The 18,982-nt window shown below is 75.3% G+C and carries 17 protein-coding genes; 8 read left to right on the forward strand and 9 right to left on the reverse strand.

The genetic code is table 11. The annotated features are described in order from the left end of the window. Positions 1-103 precede the first annotated feature (103 nt). Positions 104-592 carry a hypothetical protein gene (locus tag O2V63_RS18220; RefSeq protein ID WP_269168934.1) on the forward strand — a complete coding sequence of 163 codons (489 nt, stop codon included), beginning with the start codon at positions 104-106 and terminating at the stop codon, positions 590-592. Beyond that, a complete protein-coding gene (locus tag O2V63_RS18225) occupies positions 589-1,518 on the forward strand; it encodes an MFS transporter permease (RefSeq protein ID WP_269168935.1) in 930 nt (309 codons plus the stop codon). Before O2V63_RS18220 ends, O2V63_RS18225 begins: the two co-directional genes overlap by 4 nt. A gap of 48 nt (positions 1,519-1,566) precedes the next feature. On the opposite strand, the gene O2V63_RS18230 is transcribed toward O2V63_RS18225, so the two are convergent. Beyond that, positions 1,567-1,860, reverse strand: coding sequence for a WXG100 family type VII secretion target (locus O2V63_RS18230; protein ID WP_036340408.1), 294 nt, complete (start codon positions 1,858-1,860; stop codon positions 1,567-1,569). 183 nt (positions 1,861-2,043) lie between these two features. Here O2V63_RS18230 and O2V63_RS18235 point away from each other — a divergent pair, with 183 nt between their 5' ends. Beyond that, complete coding sequence (locus O2V63_RS18235) at positions 2,044-6,273, forward strand: FtsK/SpoIIIE domain-containing protein (protein WP_269168936.1); 4,230 nt, start codon at positions 2,044-2,046, stop codon at positions 6,271-6,273. Positions 6,274-6,288: 15 nt separating this feature from the next. On the opposite strand, the gene O2V63_RS18240 is transcribed toward O2V63_RS18235, so the two are convergent. From O2V63_RS18240 to O2V63_RS18255, 4 genes are all read right to left on the reverse strand, one after another. Beyond that, complete coding sequence (locus O2V63_RS18240) at positions 6,289-6,792, reverse strand: DUF6912 family protein (protein WP_269168937.1); 504 nt, start codon at positions 6,790-6,792, stop codon at positions 6,289-6,291. 106 nt (positions 6,793-6,898) lie between these two features. Next, complete coding sequence (locus O2V63_RS18245) at positions 6,899-8,293, reverse strand: WS/DGAT/MGAT family O-acyltransferase (protein ID WP_269168938.1); 1,395 nt, start codon at positions 8,291-8,293, stop codon at positions 6,899-6,901. Positions 8,294-8,401: 108 nt separating this feature from the next. Further along, entirely contained in the window at positions 8,402-9,682 is a 1,281-nt protein-coding gene (locus O2V63_RS18250) for an AAA family ATPase (protein ID WP_269168939.1), read from the reverse strand. After that, the gene (locus O2V63_RS18255; protein WP_269168940.1) at positions 9,682-10,425 is read right to left on the reverse strand and encodes an SAF domain-containing protein; all 744 of its coding nucleotides are present in this window, start codon (positions 10,423-10,425) and stop codon (positions 9,682-9,684) included. The genes O2V63_RS18250 and O2V63_RS18255 overlap by 1 nt, the downstream gene beginning before the upstream one ends. 214 nt (positions 10,426-10,639) lie before the next feature. Here O2V63_RS18255 and O2V63_RS18260 point away from each other — a divergent pair, with 214 nt between their 5' ends. After that, complete coding sequence (locus O2V63_RS18260; protein WP_269168941.1) at positions 10,640-10,885, forward strand: helix-turn-helix domain-containing protein; 246 nt, start codon at positions 10,640-10,642, stop codon at positions 10,883-10,885. Positions 10,886-10,901: 16 nt separating this feature from the next. Here the strand turns inward: O2V63_RS18260 and O2V63_RS18265 are convergent, their stop codons facing one another. After that, positions 10,902-11,468, reverse strand: coding sequence for a hypothetical protein (locus tag O2V63_RS18265; protein WP_269168942.1), 567 nt, complete (start codon positions 11,466-11,468; stop codon positions 10,902-10,904). Between the two features lie 90 nt (positions 11,469-11,558). Between O2V63_RS18265 and O2V63_RS18270 the strand changes: the two genes are divergently transcribed. Continuing rightward, positions 11,559-12,278, forward strand: coding sequence for a LysM peptidoglycan-binding domain-containing protein (locus tag O2V63_RS18270; RefSeq protein ID WP_269168943.1), 720 nt, complete (start codon positions 11,559-11,561; stop codon positions 12,276-12,278). A 51-nt stretch (positions 12,279-12,329) separates the two neighbouring features. Beyond that, positions 12,330-12,929 (forward strand): Rv3235 family protein, encoded by a 600-nt coding sequence (locus tag O2V63_RS18275; protein ID WP_269168944.1) that lies wholly within the window; start codon positions 12,330-12,332, stop codon positions 12,927-12,929. Positions 12,930-13,006: 77 nt separating this feature from the next. Here O2V63_RS18275 and secA read toward each other — a convergent pair whose 3' ends face one another. Next, the gene (gene secA, locus O2V63_RS18280; RefSeq protein WP_269168945.1) at positions 13,007-16,135 is read right to left on the reverse strand and encodes a preprotein translocase subunit SecA; all 3,129 of its coding nucleotides are present in this window, start codon (positions 16,133-16,135) and stop codon (positions 13,007-13,009) included. 87 nt (positions 16,136-16,222) lie between these two features. Here secA and O2V63_RS18285 point away from each other — a divergent pair, with 87 nt between their 5' ends. Together O2V63_RS18285 and O2V63_RS18290 are read left to right on the forward strand one after the other, a co-directional pair. Next, positions 16,223-16,663: a PPOX class F420-dependent oxidoreductase gene (locus O2V63_RS18285; RefSeq protein ID WP_269168946.1), complete on the forward strand. Its 441-nt coding sequence runs from the start codon at positions 16,223-16,225 to the stop codon at positions 16,661-16,663. Between the two features lie 4 nt (positions 16,664-16,667). Further along, positions 16,668-17,222: a GNAT family N-acetyltransferase gene (locus O2V63_RS18290; protein ID WP_269168947.1), complete on the forward strand. Its 555-nt coding sequence runs from the start codon at positions 16,668-16,670 to the stop codon at positions 17,220-17,222. A 115-nt stretch (positions 17,223-17,337) separates the two neighbouring features. Here the strand turns inward: O2V63_RS18290 and hpf are convergent, their stop codons facing one another. Further along, the gene (hpf, locus tag O2V63_RS18295; protein WP_269168948.1) at positions 17,338-18,072 is read right to left on the reverse strand and encodes a ribosome hibernation-promoting factor, HPF/YfiA family; all 735 of its coding nucleotides are present in this window, start codon (positions 18,070-18,072) and stop codon (positions 17,338-17,340) included. Between the two features lie 27 nt (positions 18,073-18,099). After that, the gene (locus O2V63_RS18300; RefSeq protein ID WP_269168949.1) at positions 18,100-18,978 is read right to left on the reverse strand and encodes a ComF family protein; all 879 of its coding nucleotides are present in this window, start codon (positions 18,976-18,978) and stop codon (positions 18,100-18,102) included. Between the last annotated feature and the right edge of the window lie 4 nt (positions 18,979-18,982).

Genomic DNA, 18,982 nt, shown 5'->3' on the forward strand with positions numbered 1-18,982 from the left:
GCAGGTGGGACTGCCGGGGCGGCCGGGTGCATGCGTGCGCCCGGCTGCCCGCCACGGAGCGACGATGACCCGTCTGGACGGGCGCCGATCCTACGATGACCCGGTGCACCTGCAGTCCGCCCCTGAGCTGCCCGCCGAAGCCGAGGTCGAGCGCCTGACCCCGGGTGGCCGGCGCGCCCGACTGGCCGCGGCTGCGATCGTGCTGGCCCTGCTGCTGGCCGGCACGGTGTGGGGGGACGACGACGCCTTCCCCTTCGGTCCGTTCCGGATGTACTCCACCCGCGCGAACCCCGACACCCCGGTCGTCTCGACCCGGGTGGTCGGGCTGACCGCCGTAGGTGAGGAGGTCCGGCTCTCCGGCGGCGAGGTGGGGCTGCGCCGGGCCGAGTATGAGGGCCAGCTCCCCCGCATCCACGAGGACCCCTCACTGCTCGGGCTCCTGGCCGACTCCTACGCCGAGCGCAACCCCGCCGCCGAGGAGCTGGTCGAGGTGCAGGTCGTGCAGCGCCGCATCGACCTCGAGGACGGCCAGCAGACCGGCGACGTCACCGACCAGGTGCTGATCGAGTACCAGCTGGAGGACGGCGAGTGAGCACCGCAGCGACCACCCCACGCACTGCTGCGCCGGTGCGCCCGGAGGTGGCGCCGGCTGTCCCCGGCACCTCCCGCTGGTGGTTCCGCCCGGTGCCGCTGGCCCGGATCGCGGTCTTCCGGGCGATCGCCTACCTGTTCATCCCGGTCGACGTCTTCCTCACCACGGCGTGGGTCCGCGCCCACGCCGACGTGCCCACCGACTGGTACGCGCCGCTGCTCATCGGCCGGCTGCTGGACCTGCCCACCCCGACACACACGCTCGTGCTGGTCGTCCAGTGGGCGCTGGTGATCGCCGCGGTGGCCGCCGCCACCGGCCGGGCGCCACGGCTGCTCGGTTTCGCCGTCTTCCTCCTCTACTCGGAGTGGATGGTCATCGCGATGAGCTACGGGAAGGTCGACCACGACCGGATCGCCTTCCTGGTCGCCCTGGCGGTGCTGCCGACGATCGGGCGGGCGCGGCTGCGGGACCGGCGCTCCTCGGAGGCCGCCGGGTTCGCGATGGCGGCCGTGCTGGTCACCGTGATGCTCACCTACTTCCTCGCCGCCTGGGCGAAGATCCGGTTCGGCGGCTGGGACTGGGCGACCGGTGCGACGCTGACCCGCGCGTTGGTCCGCCGGGGCACCGACCTGTCGATGTGGACGCTGGACGTGGCCTGGCTGCTGCCGACGGCGCAGTGGGTGATGATCGTGCTCGAGCTGGCGGCACCGCTGATCCTGCTGGTGCGCACCGACCGGGCCCGGATCGGGCTGGTGCTCTTCCTCCTCGGCTTCCACGCGATGGTCTACGCCGGGGTCACGATCATCTTCCTGCCGCACTGCATCGCGATCCTGTCGATCCTGCCGTGGGAGCGGCTGTTGGTGCTCCAGCGCCGCGACAGCCTGGCCGGGCTGCCGGCGGTGCCCGGGGCCCCCGCCCCGGGCTGACCCGCCCGGCCGGCGTCCGCGCTCGCCCGCGTCGGGCCCGCGTCGGCGTCAGAGCATGGCGCCGATCCGAGCGGCCATCTCGGCCTCGTGCTGCTGGTAGGCCGAGGAGACGCTGGTGAGCAGTTGCCCCATGCCGGTGAGCGCCTCGCTCACCCCCTGGCTGGACAGCCGCCACTTCTCGTAGAGCTCGCTGAACTGCACCGCGGCCTGACTGTCGGTCCAGCCCTCCAGCACCGAGCTGTTGATCCCGGCGGACAGCGTCGCGTGCCGGGCCGAGGTGTCGGCGGCCTCCGCCCGGCACTGTCCTGCCATCGTGTCCAGCGTCGCGATGTCGACCTTCATGAGACCCCTCCTCAGCTGCCGGGGACGTCCCGGCGGGGTCCGAACGTAGGGCCGCCGCGGCGCGCGCGACCGCGGCTGTCCACAGCCGACGAGGTCGTCCACAGATGTCGATCGAGACCCCCGGCACCCCGCCGGTCACCGGCACCATCACCGGGTGGCCAGGTCCCCGGTGCGGTGTCCCGCATGACGTCGACGCCCGGTGAGCACACCGCCCGCTGCTGGACGCTGCAGGCGCCCGACGACGTCCTCGACGTCGAGGTCCGAGCACCCGAGGAGGCCGTGCTCGACGACGTCCTGACGTGCCTGTCCGACCGGCTCCGCCTCCCCCCGGCCCAGCTGTGGTCCGGGTCGAGCGCCCTGCCGGCCAGCACGCCGCTGACGTCGGACGTCCTGCGCCACGGCGCGCTGCTCGGGTGGGGCCGCCCCGGTCCCCGGGAGCCGGCCGACGGCGGTGCACTCGAGCTGCACGTCGTGGCGGGGGTCGACGCCGGCCGTACCGTCGCGCTCGGCCAGGGGGTGCTGGTCGTCGGCCGCGGCGCGACCTGCGGGCTGACGCTCGAGGACCCGGACGTCTCGCGACGTCACGTCGTCGTGTCCGTGGCCGAGGGCCGGGTCACGGTCGCCGACCTCGGTTCCTCGAACGGCACCGCGATGACCGACCGCTCCGGTGCGACCACCCCCGTGGGCACCGCCGCGCAGGAGTGGCCGGTCGACGCGACGCTCCGGATGGGTGTCAGCGCTCTCCGGCTGACCGGTCCCCGCGGCGCCGGTCTGGAGTGCGCCGCCGCGCCGGCGGGGCGGGTGCACGTCCGACCTCTCCCGCTGTCCCCGCCTGCTCCGGGGAGCACGACGGTGCTCCGGCCGACGCCCCCGTCCGAGCCGTCACGGCGACGGCTGGGCTGGGTCGCCGTCGCGCTCCCGGCCTTCGGCGGGGTGCTGATGGCCTGGCTCCTCGCCACGCCGCACTTCCTCTTCTTCGCCCTGCTGAGCCCGGTCGTCGCCGTGGCCAGCTGGTCGTCGGACCGGCTGTCCGGCCGCCGCGGCCACCGCCGGGAGGTCGCCGAGCACGCCGTGGCGCTCGCCCGGGCCGATGCTGAGCTCAGCCGTGCGGTGGCGGCACACCGCGCGGCACAGGAGGCCGAGCACCCCGACCTCGCCCTGCTGGCTGCCGCGGCGCGTCGTCGCAGCAGCCCGTTGTGGTCCCAAAGCAGCGCGGCCGCCGCCCCGCTCAGCGTGCGGCTGGGCACGGGTCCTGGCGCCACCACCGTCACCACCGCCGAGCCCGGCGGGGACCGTTCCGCCGTCCTGGCCGAGCACCTGCCGGTGGCGCTGCCGCTGCCCACCGGGACGGGTCTGGGGGTCGTGGGACCGCGGCCGGCAGTCCTCGGCGTGGCGCGCGCGCTGGTCTGCCAGCTGGCCGTGCTGACCCCTCCGGCGGGCCTGCGGATCGTGCTCCTGAGCGGTGAGCCCGAGCTCGCGGACTGGCGGTGGTGCCGCTGGCTGCCGCACCTGCAAGGGGTGGTCGTCCCGGGCGAGCCCGTCCCCGACCGGCTGCTGACCGTGCTGTCCGGCGCCCCGACCGCGGGAGCCGACGCCGAGCCCCGGACCCTGGTCGTGCTGGACGGGCCGGTCGACCAGGCGACCGCAGCCCTGGTCGCGCGGGCGGGCGAACGGGCCGTGTGGCTGGAGGTGGCCGGGTCCGAGACCGCCCTCGCGCTGCCGGCGCTGGCCCGTCTCCAGGTCGCCGGGGAGACCGGCACCGGAGGCCGGTTGCGGCTGCCCGGCGCCGACCAGGAGCGGCTGGTCGACCTGGACGCGGTCGGCCCGGCGACGGCCGACCGGATCGCGCGGGACCTGGCCCGGCTCGCCGTCCCGGCCCCCGCCGGTGAGCTGCCCGACGCGGCCCGACTGGTCGACCTCCCGGCCACCGGGCTCCGGCTGGACCCGGGCCACGAGCAGGGGTCCGGCGCCTGGGACCGGGTGCGCAGCCGCCTCCTGGCCACGGTGGGCGTCGCCGGCGACGGGCCGGTGCGGATCGACCTGGTCGCCGACGGCCCGCACGCGCTCATCGCCGGCACGACCGGCGCGGGCAAGTCCGAGCTGCTGCAGACCCTGGTGGCCAGCCTGGCCCAGCACCATCCGCCGGACCGGTGCAGCTTCCTGCTCATCGACTACAAGGGCGGAGCGGCCTTCGGGGAGGCGGCGGCGCTCCCGCACACGGTGGGGATGCTGACCGACCTGGACTCCCAGTCCACGGCGCGGGCGCTGCGGTCCCTGTCAGCGGAGCTGACCCGCCGGGAACGCCTGCTGGCCGAGCACGGCGTGCGGGACCTCGCCTCGCTGCCGGTACCGGTCGCCGCCAGCCGCCTGGTGATCGTGGTCGACGAGTTCGCCACCCTGGCCGAGGAGCTCCCGGGCTTCGTCAGCGGCCTGGTGGGCATCGCCCAGCGCGGCCGGTCGCTCGGCGTGCACCTGGTCCTGGCCACGCAGCGCCCGGCGGGTGTGGTGAGCCCCGAGATCCGGTCGAACTGCTCGCTGCGGATCTGCCTGCGGACCACGGACGAGGGCGACGCCAGGGACGTGCTCGGCAGCACCCTGCCCGCGCACCTGCCCCCCGACCGTCCCGGCCGCGCCTACCTGCGGACCGGCAACGGGCCGGCCGTGCTCCTGCAGGTGGCGCAGGTCTCCGGCCGGTCGGCCCCGGCCGTGGCGCCGCTGACCGTCGCCCGGTGTCCGTGGCCGGCACGGCCAGGGCCAGGGCCACTGCAGCCCGGTCAACCGGGCGGCGAGGGCCCCAGCGACCTGCAGCGGCTGGTCCGGGCACTCGCGGAGCGGGCGCGGGCGGACGAGATCAGCCCGCCGCACCGCCCCTGGCTCCCCCCGCTGCCCGACGAGCTCCCCGCCGCCGCTCTGGACCGCTGGTCGTCGGGGGCACCGGCGTCCCGGCTCCGGCTCGGCCTGCGCGACTCCCCCGACACGCAGCTGCAGACCCCCCTGGAGCTGGACCTGGCCGCCGGTGGCGGCTGGTTGGTGGTGGGTGGCCCCCGCAGTGGGCGGACCACCGCGCTGCGCACCGTGCTGGGCGAGGCGGTCCACCACCTGCCGCCCGGTCGCCTGCAGGTGCACGTGCTCGACCACGGCGGCGGGAGCCTCGCCGGGCTGGCCCACGGCCTGCCGCACACGGGCACGGCCGTCGGCCGGGACGACGCGCACCGCACGGTGCGACTGCTGGCCCGCCTGACCGAGGAGGTGGACCGGCGCCGTGGCAATGGCGGTGGCGGCGGCGGTGACGGGCACCCCGGACCGCTCCTCCTCCTGCTGGTCGACGGCTACGAGAGCCTGGCCGCACAACTGGAGGCCGCCGACCCCGCCGTCGGTGCAGCGGCGCTGCTGCGGCTCGCGCGGGACGGCGCCGCCGTCGGCCTGACCGTCGCACTCACCGCCGAGCGCGCCGTCCCCGGTGGCCGGCTGGCCGGCGCCGTCCGCGAACGCCTGGTGCTGCCGCTGCCCGACCGGGCCGACTACGCGGTGGCCGGCGTGGCCGGGCGGGCGGTGCCCGGCCACCGCCCGCCCGGGCGCGCCCTGGTCGGCGAGGAGGCCGCCGAGTGCCAGCTGGCGCTGCCCCGCACTCCACTGGTGCCCGCCGTCGACCCGCCGGGCGCACCGTGCCCGGAGCCGCCGCCCGTACGGGTGGTCGAGCTGCCCGACGACCCGCGTCTCCCGCTGCCCGGCCCGACCCCCGCCATCGCCGAACGGGCCGGTGACGGACAGCGGACGTGGTGGTTGCCCATCGGCCCCGGCGGCGACGCCGGCGCGGCGGTCGGCGTGGACCTCGCGCGCACCGGCGGCCTGCTGGTGGTCGGTCCTCCGGGCAGCGGCCGGTCCAGCGCACTGCGGGCCTTCGGCACGCACGGCCGGTCGGCCGGGGCCACCGTCCTGACGCTGGTCTCCGAGCCGACACCCGCACCGCTCACCGCGGAGAGCCCAGCGGCCGACGGTCCGCCGCAGCCCGCCTGCGTTCAGCTGTCGAGCACGGACGCCGCAGGGGTGCGCAGCTGGCTGGCCCGGCACGAGGAACGCCGGGTCCTCGTGCTCGCCGACGACGTGAGCTCGCTCTCCGACGAGGTCGGCGACCTGCTCGCCGCGCTCGGCTCCACGCCCGGCCGGACGGCGGTCGTCGGCGCCGGGACGGCCGCGGAGGTCGCCGGGGCGTTCCGCGGTCCGGCTGCCGCGCTGCGCCGCAGCCGCACGGCTGTGCTGCTGCGGCCGGCACCCGGGGACGCCGAGCTGCTCGGGCTCCGGCTGCCCCGCACGCCGCTGCCCGCGCGGCCGGGCTCGGGGTGGTTGGTGACCCCGCAGGAGGTCACCCGGGTGCAGGTCGCCCGGCACCGCCACGAGCCGGTCGACCCGTGAGGGAGGACCGACCGGTCAGAGCAGCTCGAGCGCCGGGCCGATCTCCTGGGTCGCGTACCAGGCCAGCTCGTGCCCCTCCGCCTGGTCCACGACGAACTGGGCCTCCTCGCTCCCCAGGTCGGCCTCCAGCACGACGGCGGTCGCCGCGCGGACGTCCGCCTCCGCCTCGGCTCCGTCGATGTGCGCACTGGCGATGTCGGAGGTGGCCAGGTCGGCCGTGGTGCGGGCGGCACCGGCGTCGGCCCCCTCGTCCTGGATGGGGGTCACCGAGGTCTCCGGGACGTCCGCGGCGAGCACCACCCGGCGGCGGGCGGCCAGCGGGTCGACGTCCATCAACCGGAGACTCGCCCGCGCCGCCGCGAGCAGGGCCGCGTACTCCAGCTCCTCGTGGTCGTCGCTGAGTTCGTAGAAGTCCCGCAGCTGCGGGGTGACCGTGAAGACCGTGTGCGGTCCCTCCAGTCGGCCCTCGTCGAGCAACCGCTGCAGCACGGTCGTCGTGGCCGGCAGGTACACGCGCACCGGTTCGCCTCCTCCTGGTCGAGAGTTCCAGCGACATCAACGCCGCTGACCCGACGATCTTCCCAGGCCCCGCGTCAGGCGAGCGGTGGGGCGGCAGAGCCCTCCGTCAGCTCGACGCCTCCACCAGGTAGGCGATCTCCTGCTCGATGAGGTCGGCGAGGACGTCGACGTCGCTGACGCTGTCCCGGTCCGCGTTCAGCCCGAAGTAGACGGTGCCGTCGTAGCTGGTCAGCCCGATCGCCAGCCCCTGACCACGGACCAAGGGGACCACCGGGTAGACCTCGACCATCCGCGCGGGGCCCGCGTAGAGCGGCACCTGCGGTCCGGGCACGTTGGTGACCACCAGGTTGAACAGCCGCCGGGAGAGCCCGCTGGCGGCGCGTGCACCGAGGGCGTGCAGCGTCGGCGGGGCGAACCCCGACAGCGTGCTGAGCGTGTCCGCACCGACCGACTGCCCGCTGGGCGCCAGGCCGCGCATCGCGAAGCTGATCCGGGCCAACCGCACCCGCGGGTTCGGCTCCCCCACCGGCAGGTCGACCAGGAACGACCGGACCTCGTTGGCCGCACCGTCCTCCTCGGCCCGCACCGACACCGGGACCAGGGCCCGGATCGAGGTGCTGCCCACCACCGGCTCCCCCCGGGAGAGCAGCCACTCCCGCAGCGCGCCGGTCACCGAGGTCAGCAGGACGTCGTTGACCGTGCCGCCGTGCGCCTTGCGCACCGTCCGCAGGTCGTCCAACGAGGCGCGGGCGACGGCCACCCGGCGCTGCCGCCCGATGGGTGCGTTCAGCGGGCTCACCGGCGCCGGGGACACCGCGGTGCGGGCCACCGCAGCCACCAGCCCGCCGGCCACCCCGGCCCAGCGGGTCGCGGTGGCCCGCAGGTCACCCGCCGCCGTCCGGGCGGTCTCCAGCACCGCCGAGGGGCGCTGGAGGTAGTCCTCGACCGCCTCCCAGACCAGGGCGGCCGACCCCGGCGGACGGCGCGGGCGCCACTCGTCCGGTGCCGTCAAGGCGGGATCAGCGTCCGGGTCCGGGTCGAGGATGACCTGCCCGATGTCGATGGCCCCGAGCCCGTCGACGAGCGCCGGGTGGGTCTTGGTCACCACCGCCGTGCGGTCGCCGGCCAGCCCCTCGACGAGGTACATCTCCCACAGCGGCCGGCTGAGGTCCAGCGGCCGGGCGGTGAGCCGGGCGACCAGGTCCAGCAGCTGCTCCTCGGTGCCGGGACGGGGCAGCGCGGACCGCCGGACGTGATAAGTCACGTCGAAGTCGGGATCGTCGACCCAGGCCGGGTTGGCCAGGTGGCCGGGCACCTCGAGCACCTTCTGCCGGTACCGCGGCACCAGCGGCAGCCGGGCGCGCACCAGTTCGATCAGCGCGTCGTGGTCCAGCGTCCCGGACGGGCACTCCAGGACCAGCACCGCACCGACGTGCATCGGGGTGCCCGGTTCCTCGAGGTACAGGAAGGACGCGTCCAACGCGGTGAGCCGTTCGACCAACGTGACCTCCCTCACTGGTGCTGCGCCCACGCTACGGGCCGGGCCCACGTCCGCTGCCCCCACCCCCTGCCCGGCCCCGCGGGAGCACCGCCGCCAAGCCGGCGCCGCTCAGCGGGAGCGCCGCCGCCGGCGACCGCCCGGCTCGGCGGCCCCGCTGAGCTGCGCGGCCAGCGTGCGCAGGCCGGTGCGCAGCGCGGAGGCGGGGGCGACCTCGGCCAGCGTCCGCCCGGCTGCCAGGGCCGCGTCGGTGGCCCGGCGATCGGCCGGGAGGAAGGCGCGGACCTCACGGCCGGCGAAGCGGCTCAGCGCGCCGGTGATCTCCTGCCGCGCGTCGCCGGGCACCGGGCCCCGGCGCAGCTGGTTGACCACCACGACCGGCTCCACCGCGGGCAGCACCTCGCGCAGCTCGGCCAGTGCCCGGACGGTGCGCTGCAGGGCGACCGGGTCGGCGCCGCTGACGCAGAGCACCTCGTCGGCCTCCTCCAGCACGGTGAGGGTGGCCCCGTTCCGGCGTGGAGCGGCGGTGTCGAAGGAGAGCTCCTCGTCCTCCTCCAGACAGAACCCGCAGTCGACCACGGTCAGCGCTGCCAGGCGCCGGGCCTCCTCGAGCACCACGGCGACGGCCTGCGGCCGCAGCTCGGGCCACCGGTCGGCCCGAGCCAGGCCGGTCAGCACCCGCAGGTGCGGGTCCACCGCCCACGCCAGACGCGCCAGCGCGGCGACGTCCAGGGTCCCCGCCGCCGCCTGCCGGGCGGCTGCTGCGACGCCGGGTGACTCGTCCAGCAGGCCCAGCACCTGGGCGACCACCCCGCCGTAGACGTCGGCGTCCACCAACAGCGTGGACACCTCCAGCCGCGCCGCCTCGTCCGCGAGCCCGACGGCCACGGTGGTGCGGCCGGGCGCCCCGGTCGGCCCCCAGACCGCCACCACCCGTCCCCGGCCGGCCCGGCGGGTCGACTCCTCGGGCGGGAGCCCCAGCACCGGCAGTGCCGACCGTGGGTCACCGACGTCGTGGCCGCCCACCGGCCCACCGCTGACCGCGTCCCGCAGCACGCGGGCGATCTCCTCGGCCGGGGCGTCGGCGGGCAGCACCCGGACGACACCGAGCTGGCGGAGCCGGTCGGCCGCCCGGGTGTCGCCGGGTTCGACCAGCCCGACCACCGCGATGCCGGCCGCGGTCAACCGGGCGACGGCCGCGCCGTCCAGCCGGCGCAGCTCGGCCGACAGGAGCGCCGCCTGGCCGGTGCCGGTCGTCGCTGCGGCCAGCAGGTCGGCAACGTCGACGCAGCGCCGGACGACGGTGACCCCGTGGTCCTCACGGTCCAGCGCCCCGACGAGCTCGGACTCCCACGACGCGCCAGTGACCGCGGTGAAGACCTGCAGGGCCATCAGTCGGTCGGCCCGGCCGGGACGGCCCCGGCCGCGGGGCCGCTGGGGCCGGCCGTCGCCTCGACGGAGTTCCGGACGACGACCACCAGACCCCGACCCCTGATCGAGGCGAGCACGTCGGCAGCGTCCTCGGCGGCCACGGCGACCACCACCTGCACGGTCGAGGTGGCGGTGGAGAGCACGCCGTCCCCGCGCCCGGTGACCGCCTGCACCGGTGCACCGGACACGACGACGTCCACCCCGCCACCGGTTGGCGCGGAACCGCCCACCACCGGGTCGGCCACGGCGTAGACGTCGACCACCTGCCCGCGGTCGAGCCCGGGCGGGACGTAGCCGGCCTGCACCGGCAGCGCGAGCTGCACCAGGTCACCGGCCTCCTCGAGCACCGATCGCGGCAGGAGCTCACCGGCCCGGACCGCGCGGGCCAGCACCCGACCTGCGGGTCGGGTGCTGGTGGCCAGGTAGGCCTCCGCGACGTCGTCCAGCCGGACGGAGACCGGCACGAGGTCGGCGTCGGACAGCACGGTGCCGGCCGCCAGGTCACCGGCCGCCGACCAGACGGGCACGGTCGCGTCCGCGGCCGTCACCACCCGGGCGCCGACCAGCACGGAGCCCAGGACCAGCAGGACCCCGAGCACCAGCCGCAGGTCCAGCCAGCGGGGTGGGCGGACCCGGCGGGCCGCCGGGCCGGGTGGTGCCGTGTCGGCGCGCGCGCCGGACGGCGCCGCGGTGGGCGCGCTCATCGGTCGGTCATCCCTCGCCCGGTCATCCCTCGCCTGTCTGTCCGTCTGGGGCCGGTCACCCGGCTGACCTCGCCGTACGCGGTCGCGGAGGGAGATCATGACCGAGGGGTGAGCCGGTGCGCAGCCGTTGTCCACACCTTCGGGTGGACCGTCCGGGCCGCTGTCACCCGACTGCCACACTGGCGGGCACCTTCGACGGGAGAACACCGACCCCATGGCCACCCAGCGCTTCCTGACCCTCGACGACGTGGCGGAGATCCTCAACGTCTCCTGGTCACAGGCCTACGCACTGGTGCGCCGCAAGGAGCTGATCGCCATCCAGATCGGCGGGCGGGGCCAGTGGCGGGTCGAGAAGGACGAACTGGAGCGGTTCATCCAGCAGAAGTACGCCGAGGCGCGCTCCTCGGCCGTCACCGAGGAGCCGGTCCCGGACGACGCCGAGGTCGACTCCCCCCGCTGAGCTGATCGCCGGGTGCTCAGCCGCGCGCCGGCCCGGCCGTCCGGAGCGCGACGAGCGCGCCCAGTGAGACCGCCCGCACCCCGGTGACCACCCCACGACGGCGGGGCTCGTCGATCGGGTGCTCGGCCAGTTCCAGGAAGTCCGCGCCGACCCGGTCGACCGTGCCGGCCAGCACGGCGCCGTCCGCCAGCAGGCAGTGCAGGGCGGCCCGGTCCCGGGCCAGCGCCCGGGTCGCCCGCCGCAGGTCCAGCGACCGGTCGACGACACCCTCTGCGGCGACCGCGGCGGTCACGGCGGTGAGCCCGGACACCGCGCGCACCGCGCTCAGCGCGACCAGCACCTCACGCTGCTGCTGATCGACCAGCAGTACCCAGTCGACGCCGACGTCGGCCAGCCGGCCGGCGAGCTCACCGGCGCCGCAGCTCAGGGAGACCTCCCGCCCGGTCGCGCCCCGCAGTCGGTCGGCCAGCCGGATCCGGCCGTGCTCGGCGCGCGCCCGGGATGCCTCGTCGGCCTGGTCCACGGCGGCCTCCTGCTCCGCCATCTGGGCCTCGAGGTCGGTGAAGAGCTGCTGCCAGCGCATGGACGGAGGCTAGCCCGTCCACAGATCGTTGCGTTTGGTTGCATTTGCTTTCGTTGATGGTGTTTGGTCGTCGTCGTGACCGGAGTGGGCATGTCCACGGTGCGCTGGACGGCGACGACGACGACGTTCGTCCTCGTCGCCGGCGGCCTGCGCTGGCTCGGCCCGGGTCCGGGGGCGATCCGCACTGGGCTGGCCGACCCGCAACGGCTGGTCGACACCGCCGGGCCGGACGCCCTCGTGCTGGTGGCGGTGACCGCGCTGGCCTGGGCGTGCTGGGCCTGGGGTGGGCTCGGCCTGCTGCTGACCGCAGCGAGCGCCGCGCCGGGCCTGGCCGGCCGGACGGCCGGGGTGCTGCTGCGGGGCGTGCTCCCGGCCGGCGCCCGGCGGGCCGCGGCCATCGCGATCGGCGTCGGCCTCAGCACGGCGGCACCCCTCGCACTGCCCGCCGGAGGGAGCCCACTGGTCACCGCCTCGGCCGAGACGAGCGCTCCGGGGACGTACTGGTCGTCGGGCTCTCCCGCGCCCGTGGTGCAGGCCGACTGGCCGGGCGGCCCGGAGACCGACGTGGCGGGCCCTCCGCCCCCGGCCCCCGACTGGCCCGGACCAGCGGCCGGGGAGCACGTCGTCCTCCGCGGCGACTGCCTGTGGGACATCGCCCGCGACTGGCTCACCGGTCGTCAGCCGGGGCACCCGGTCGCCGACGCCGAGATCGCCTCCGCCGTGCAGGCGTGGTGGCAGGCCAACGCCGCCGTCATCGGCCCCGATCCGGACCTGCTACTGCCCGGTCAGGTGCTGCGGCCCCCGACCTGACGCCGCCGCCCACCCCGATCCGCCGTTCCCCGTCGTCCCGAGGAGACACCGATGACCGCCTCGCCGAGCCTCTCCCCCGCACCACCTGCGCCCCCGTCGTCCGGGTCGCTGACCGCCGCGCCTGCGCCGGTGCCCCGGCGGCTGCACCTGGTCGCCGTCCCCACGCCCGGACCTCCGCTGGAGGACCAGCGCGTGCCGGTGCGGCTGCTGGTCCCGGGCCGGCGCACACCGCGGCCGACACCTCCGCCCGGCCCGCGGCCGCGCCTGGACCAGCCGGCCCGGCCGGCCGGTGGCGCGGCGGACTTCGGTCCGGCCTGGACGCGCCGGGCCGAGCTGCCCGACCCGCAGGCCGCCGGACGGCGCCTGGTCACCCTCACCCTCGAGGCGTTCGCCGGCCGCCGGCCGATCGGCCAGTTGCAGTCACTGGTGAGCCCGGCGCTCTTCCAGGCCCTCAGCGGTCGCCGCCGGCCGCGCTGGTGCACCGAGGGGACCGCACCGATGCTGCTGGGCTCGGTGCGGGTGTGCGAACCGGTGGACGGGGTGGCCGAGATCAGCGCCGTGGCACGACGGGGAGGGCGGGCGCACGCGGTCGCGGCACGGCTGGAGGGGATCGACGGGCGTTGGCGCTGCACGGCACTGCAGATCGGCTGACGGTGAGCAGGGCCGCGACCACACGCCGACGCCCCGCCGACCACAGTGGTCGGCGGGGCGTCGGTGGGTTCAGTGCGTCAGCGTGCGACGCCGTGGCACTGCTTGTACTTCTTGCCCGAACCGCAGGGGCAGGGGGCGTTGCGCGGGGTCTCCTTGGTGCCGGTGACGGTCGCGGTCTTCGCGGCCTTCGCCCGGCCGCTGTCCTTGGCCGAGGTGTCGAGGCTGGGCGCGCTGTAGGTCAGCTCGCCCTGGTCCGGCGTCTCGAAGCCCTTGATCTCCAGCTCCGGTGCGGCATCCGTCGGCTCTGCGGCAGCCTCCCCTGCAGGCTCCGGTGCGGCGGTCTCCGGCGCGGCGGTCTCCGGCGCAGCGGTCTCCGGTGCGGCAGCTGCGACGGGGGCCGGCTTGCGGGTGCGCCGGGCCGAGCTCGTCGTCGTCCCGCTGCCGTTGCCGTCGGACGTCGGTGCAGCCGCCGGCGCCGGGGCAGCCGGGGCAGCACCGTTGCCGTCGGCGACAGCCGGGACGGCAGGAGCGGCCGGCTCGGCGGCGGGAGCGGCCGGCTCGGCGGGAGCCCACGGCCCCGCCGGCGCAGCGGCCGCCGCCTGGGCTGCGGCCTGCCGGGCCAGCACCCGCTCGGTGCCGGCCTGCGCCCGGGCGAGCGCCTCCGCCTCGGCTGCGGCCTGCTTCTGCGTGGCCTCCGCAGCCTGCTGCTCCTTGGTCTTGACCTCGAGGTTGAAGAGGAAGCCGAGGGACTCCTCCTTGATGCCGTCGAGCATCGCGTTGAACATGTCGTAGCCCTCGCGCTGGTACTCCACGACCGGGTCGCGGTTGGCCATCGCGCGCAGGTGGATGCCGGCCCGCAGGTAGTCCATCTCGTAGAGGTGCTCGCGCCACTTGCGGTCCAGCACCGTGAGCAGCACCCGCCGTTCGAGCTCACGCATGACCTCGGAGCCGAGTGACTCCTCACGGGTCGCGTAGGCGGCGTGCACGTCGGCGAGCAGCTCCTCCTTCAGCACGTCCGCGGTCAGCGCGGCCTGGTCGCCGTCGGCGACCCGGTCGAGCAGCTCCTGCCGGTCCAGGCCCACCGGGTACAGCGCCTTGAGGCCGCTCCACAGCTGCTCGAGGTCCCAGTCCTCGGCGTAACCGGTCTCGGTGGCACCGCTGACGTAGGCGATGACGACGTCGTCGACCATCGTCTGCACCTGCACGTGCAGGTCCTCGCCGTCGAGCACCTTGCGCCGCTCGTCGTAGATGACCGTGCGCTGCCGGTTGAGCACCTCGTCGTACTTGAGGACGTCCTTGCGGACCTCGTGGTTCTGCTGCTCGACCTGGGTCTGCGCCGACAGGATCGCCCGGCTGACCATCTTCGACTCGATCGGCTGGTCGTCGGGCACCCGCAGCGTGGTCATCATCGACTCGAGCATCGGGCCGTTGAACCGGCGCATCAGGTCATCGCCCAGCGACAGGTAGAACCGCGACTCCCCCGGGTCGCCCTGGCGCCCGGACCGCCCACGCAGCTGGTTGTCGATCCGCCGGCTCTCGTGCCGCTCCGTGCCCAGCACGTACAGGCCGCCGGCCTCGGTCACCTGGTCGTGCTCGGCCTTGACCTGCGCCTGGGCCGACGCCAGTGCGTCGTCCCAGGCGGCCTCGTACTCCGCCGGGGTCTCCGCCGGGGACAGTCCCGTGGCCCGCAGCTGCTCGTCGGCGATGAACTCGGCGTTGCCGCCGAGCTGGATGTCGGTGCCCCGGCCGGCCATGTTGGTGGCGACCGTGACGGCGCCGAGCCGCCCGGCCATCGCGATGATCGACGCCTCCCGGGCGTGGTTCTTCGCGTTGAGGACCTCGTGCGGGATGCCCCGCTTGAGGAGGTACTTGCTCAGCAGCTCGGACTTCTCCACGCTCGCCGTGCCGACCAGCACCGGCTGGCCCGCCTCGTGCCGCTCGGCGATGTCCTCGACGACGGAGTCGAACTTGGCCTTCTCCGTCTTGTAGATGACGTCGGCGCGGTCGGCGCGCACCATCGGCCGGTTCGTCGGGATCGGCACGACACCGAGCGAGTAGGTCTGGGAGAGCTCGGCGGCCTCGGTCTGGGCCGTGCCGGTCATCCCGGAGAGCTTCTCGTAGAGCCGGAAGTAGTTCTGCAGGGTGATCGTGGCGAGGGTCTGGTTCTCGTCCTTGATCTTCACCCGCTCCTTGGCCTCGATGGCCTGGTGCATGCCCTCGTTGTAGCGCCGGCCGGAGAGCACGCGGCCGGTGAACTCGTCGACGATGAGGACCTCGCCGTCGGTGACGATGTACTGCTGGTCCTTCTTGTAGAGCTCCTTGGCCTTCAGCGCGTTGTTCAGGTAGCTGATCAGCGGGGTGTTCGCGGCCTCGTAGAGGTTCTCGATGCCGAGCTGGTCCTCGACGAACTCGACGCCCTCCTCGCTGATGGAGATGGTCCGCTTCGCCTCCTCGACCTCGTAGTGCCGGTCGCGCTTCATCAGCGGGGCGATGCGGGCGAACTCGCCGTACCACTTGGCGCTGGTCTCGGCGGGCCCGCTGATGATCAGCGGGGTGCGGGCCTCGTCGATGAGGATCGAGTCGACCTCGTCGACGATGGCGAAGGCGTGCCCGCGCTGGACCAGGTCGTTGCGGCTCTGCGCCATGTTGTCGCGCAGGTAGTCGAAGCCGAACTCGTTGTTCGTGCCGTGGGTGATGTCCGCGGCGTACTGCTCGCGGCGCACGTCGGGGCGCTGGCCCGAGACGATCGTGCCGATCGACAGGCCGAGGAAGCGCTGCACCCGGCCCATCCACTCGGCGTCGCGCTGGGCGAGGTAGTCGTTGGTGGTGACCACGTGCACGCCGTCGCCGCTCAACGCGTTCAGGTAGGCCGGCAGCACACCGGTCAGGGTCTTGCCCTCACCGGTCTTCATCTCCGCGATGTTGCCCAGGTGCAGCGCGGCACCGCCCATCAGCTGGACCCGGTAGTGCCGCTGGCCCAGCGTGCGGGTCGACGCCTCGCGGACCACGGCGAACGCCTCGGGGAGCAGGTGGTCGAGGGTCTCCCCGTCGCCGTAGCGCGCCCTGAACTCATCGGTCTTCGCGCGCAGCTCGGCGTCGGTCAGATCGGTGACATCGGGCTCCAGGGCCTCGACTGCGTCAGTGATCTTGGTCAGCCGTCGGACGATCTTGCCCTCACCGGCACGCAGGATCTTGTTGAACACCACCCCCCCAGCGTAGGCGGCGCGGCCGGGGAGCGGTCCCGACGTGGCCGAGATCGGCGTCCCGGCCCGCGGACTCGTACCCTCCGCCACGTGTCCTCCGCCTCGAACTCCCCCTCTGGCGCGCTGCTCGGGCCCGGGGTGGTGGCCTTCTTCACCGAGCGGCACCTGGCCACGCTGACCACGTTGCGCGCCGACGGCAGCCCGCACGTCGTGCCGGTCGGCGTCACCGTGGACGCCGCCACCGGCATCGCCCGGGTGATCACCTCGGGGACCTCGGCGAAGGTCCGGCACGTACGGGGCGGGCAGATCCGGGTGGCGGTCTGCCAGGTGGACGGCAAGGTGTGGACGACGCTGGAGGGGACGGCGACGGTGCGCGAGGACGCCGGGTCCATCGCCGACGCCGAGGCCCGGTACGCCGCCCGCTACCAGCAGCCGCGGGTCAACCCGGCCCGGGTCGTGCTGGAGATCTCGGTCGACCGGGTGCTGGGCAACGCGGAACGCTGGCGGGGTCCGGGCCAGGAGGGGAGCTGACGGGATGGACCTGAGCGGCATCGACCTGACCACTGAGGTGGTCCGCACCGACCGGCTGGTGCTGCGTCCCTTCCGCCCGGACGACGTCGACCCGGTGCTGGCCGCGTGCCAGAGTCCGGACATCGCGCGCTGGATCGCGGCGGTGTCGGTGCCCTACACCCGCGCGGACGCCGCCGGGTGGGTCACCGGCGAGGCGCCTGCCATGCGGCGCGAGGGCACCGGCCTGACCGTGGCGGTCGAGGCCGACGGGCGGCTCGTCGGGTCCAGCGGCGTGCACCGGATCGGCCAGCACCCGATGGGCCCGGAGATCGGCTACTGGATCAGCCCCGAGGCCCGCGGCAACGGGTACGCCGCGGAAGCGGCGCATGCGCTGGCCGAGTGGGCGATCGGGCTCGGTGCGCACCGGGTGTACCTCGTCGCCGACGTGCTCAACACCGGCTCCCAGGCAGTCGCCCACCGGGCCGGGTTCACCCCGGAGGGCGTGCTGCGCTCCTACCTCGCCTACCGCGACGGCAGCCGCGGCGACGCCGCGATCTTCTCCCGGCTCCCCGGCGACTGAAGAAGGACCTCCCTGCCCCCCACCACTCGCAAGCTCGCGGCGGGCCCCCTGCAGGGAGGCGACGCGGACGAGCCGCCCTCCGCGGGTGCGGAGGGCGGCTCGCCGGGGCGACTGGTCAGGCGTTCGCGGGCTCGAGGTCTCCCGCAGCCGCGGACGCCGCGATGGCTGCTGCGTCGTCGTCCCCGGCGGTCGCCGGGGCGCCGAGCCGGATCAGCCCGTAGTCGAACGCGTGCCGGCGGTAGACCACCGAGGGGACCCCGGTGTCGGCACAGAGGAAGAGGAAGAAGTCGTGGCCGACCATCTCCATCTCGTAGAGGGCCTGGTCGACGTGCATCGGCGTGGCCGGGTGGACCTTCTCCCGGACGATCTGGCCGGGCAGGTGCTCGTCCAGATCGGTCGTCAGGGGCCCGTCGGCCAGCGCGGCCTCGACGTCGGCGGACGTCCCGTCCACAGCCGGCTCCGGGGTGGTGCCCACCGCGGGGAGCGCCGGCTCCTCGACAGCGGGGACGCTGTCGATCCGCACGCTGGGCGGCGTACGGCGGCCGTGGTGCACGCGGCGGCGGTCGTTGGCCCGTCGCATGTGGTTCTCCAGCTTGCCGGCCGCGAGTTCCAGTGCGGCGTAGAAGTCGGGAGCGGACGCCTCGGCGCGCGCCACCGGCCCCTTGCCCCGCAGCGTGATCTCCACGCGCTGGGCGTTGGCTGCCTGTCGAGGATTCTTCTCGTGCAACAACTCCACGTCGATGCGGATGACCTTGCCGTCGAACCGTTCCAGCTGGCCGACCTTGTCCTCCACCTTCTGGCGGAAGTGCTCGGGCACCTCGACGTTACGACCACGGACCACGATCTCCATGGGACCTCCCGGTTGAGCGGGGTGTGATCAACCCGACGCTAGACGCCTTGTCCCGGTCCCGACAGTGGAAGCCGGCCTCGGCTCACCCCCACCTCGACCACGCACCGTGAACGCCCCAGGTGGCGGCGGGGTGAACGGTCGCTGCACGCGCCGTGGAGTGGCTGCGACGACCGCGGCCACCACCGGCGTGTCCCGGTTCGGCGTGCCCCCGACCCCGGCGAGCGCCCGGGCTCCCTCGGTCAGGGTCGCCCCGCTGGTGACGACGTCGTCCACCAGGACCAGCCGGCTGCCGGCGGACACCCCGGCCCATGCGCCGTGCCCGGCCGGCAGCACCCGGAACCGACCGGCCAGGTTCGCCCGCCGGGCGGCGGCGTCCAGGCCGGCGGAGTCCCGGGTCCGCCCGGCCCGTCCGCGCAGCCTCCCCAGCACCGGTGCCGTCCGGGCGGGCACCCCGGCTGCCCGCAACTCGACCACGGCGCGGTCGGCCAGTTCCCGCACATGGTCCCGGCCCCGCTGACGCACCGCTGCCGCGGAGCTCGGCACCGGGACGAGGACGACCGGTGCGGACGCCGGCCCGGCCGCACCGGCCAGCACGACGCCGACCGCCAGTGCCAGCGCCGTGCCCAGCGGCCCGGCCAGCTCGGCGCGGCCGTGCTCCTTGAACGCCAGCACCGCCGGGCGGACCGGACCGGCGTAGGCACCGGCCGCCACGGTCGGCGGGAAGCCGGGCGGGTGCCGCCGCGGCTCGGCCAGCCGGGGCCGGGTGAGCCGGCGACGGCAGTCCGGGCACAGCACGTCACCGGGCCGCGCGCAGCCGGCGCAGCTGCGCGGCAGCACCAGGTCGGCCAGCACCCGGCTCCCGGCCCGCAGCACCCCGGTGACACCGCCGCCCGCGTCCCGTTCCATGCCG

It is taken from the genome of Modestobacter sp. VKM Ac-2977 (genome assembly GCF_026968045.1).
GTDB lineage: Bacteria > Actinomycetota > Actinomycetes > Mycobacteriales > Geodermatophilaceae > Modestobacter.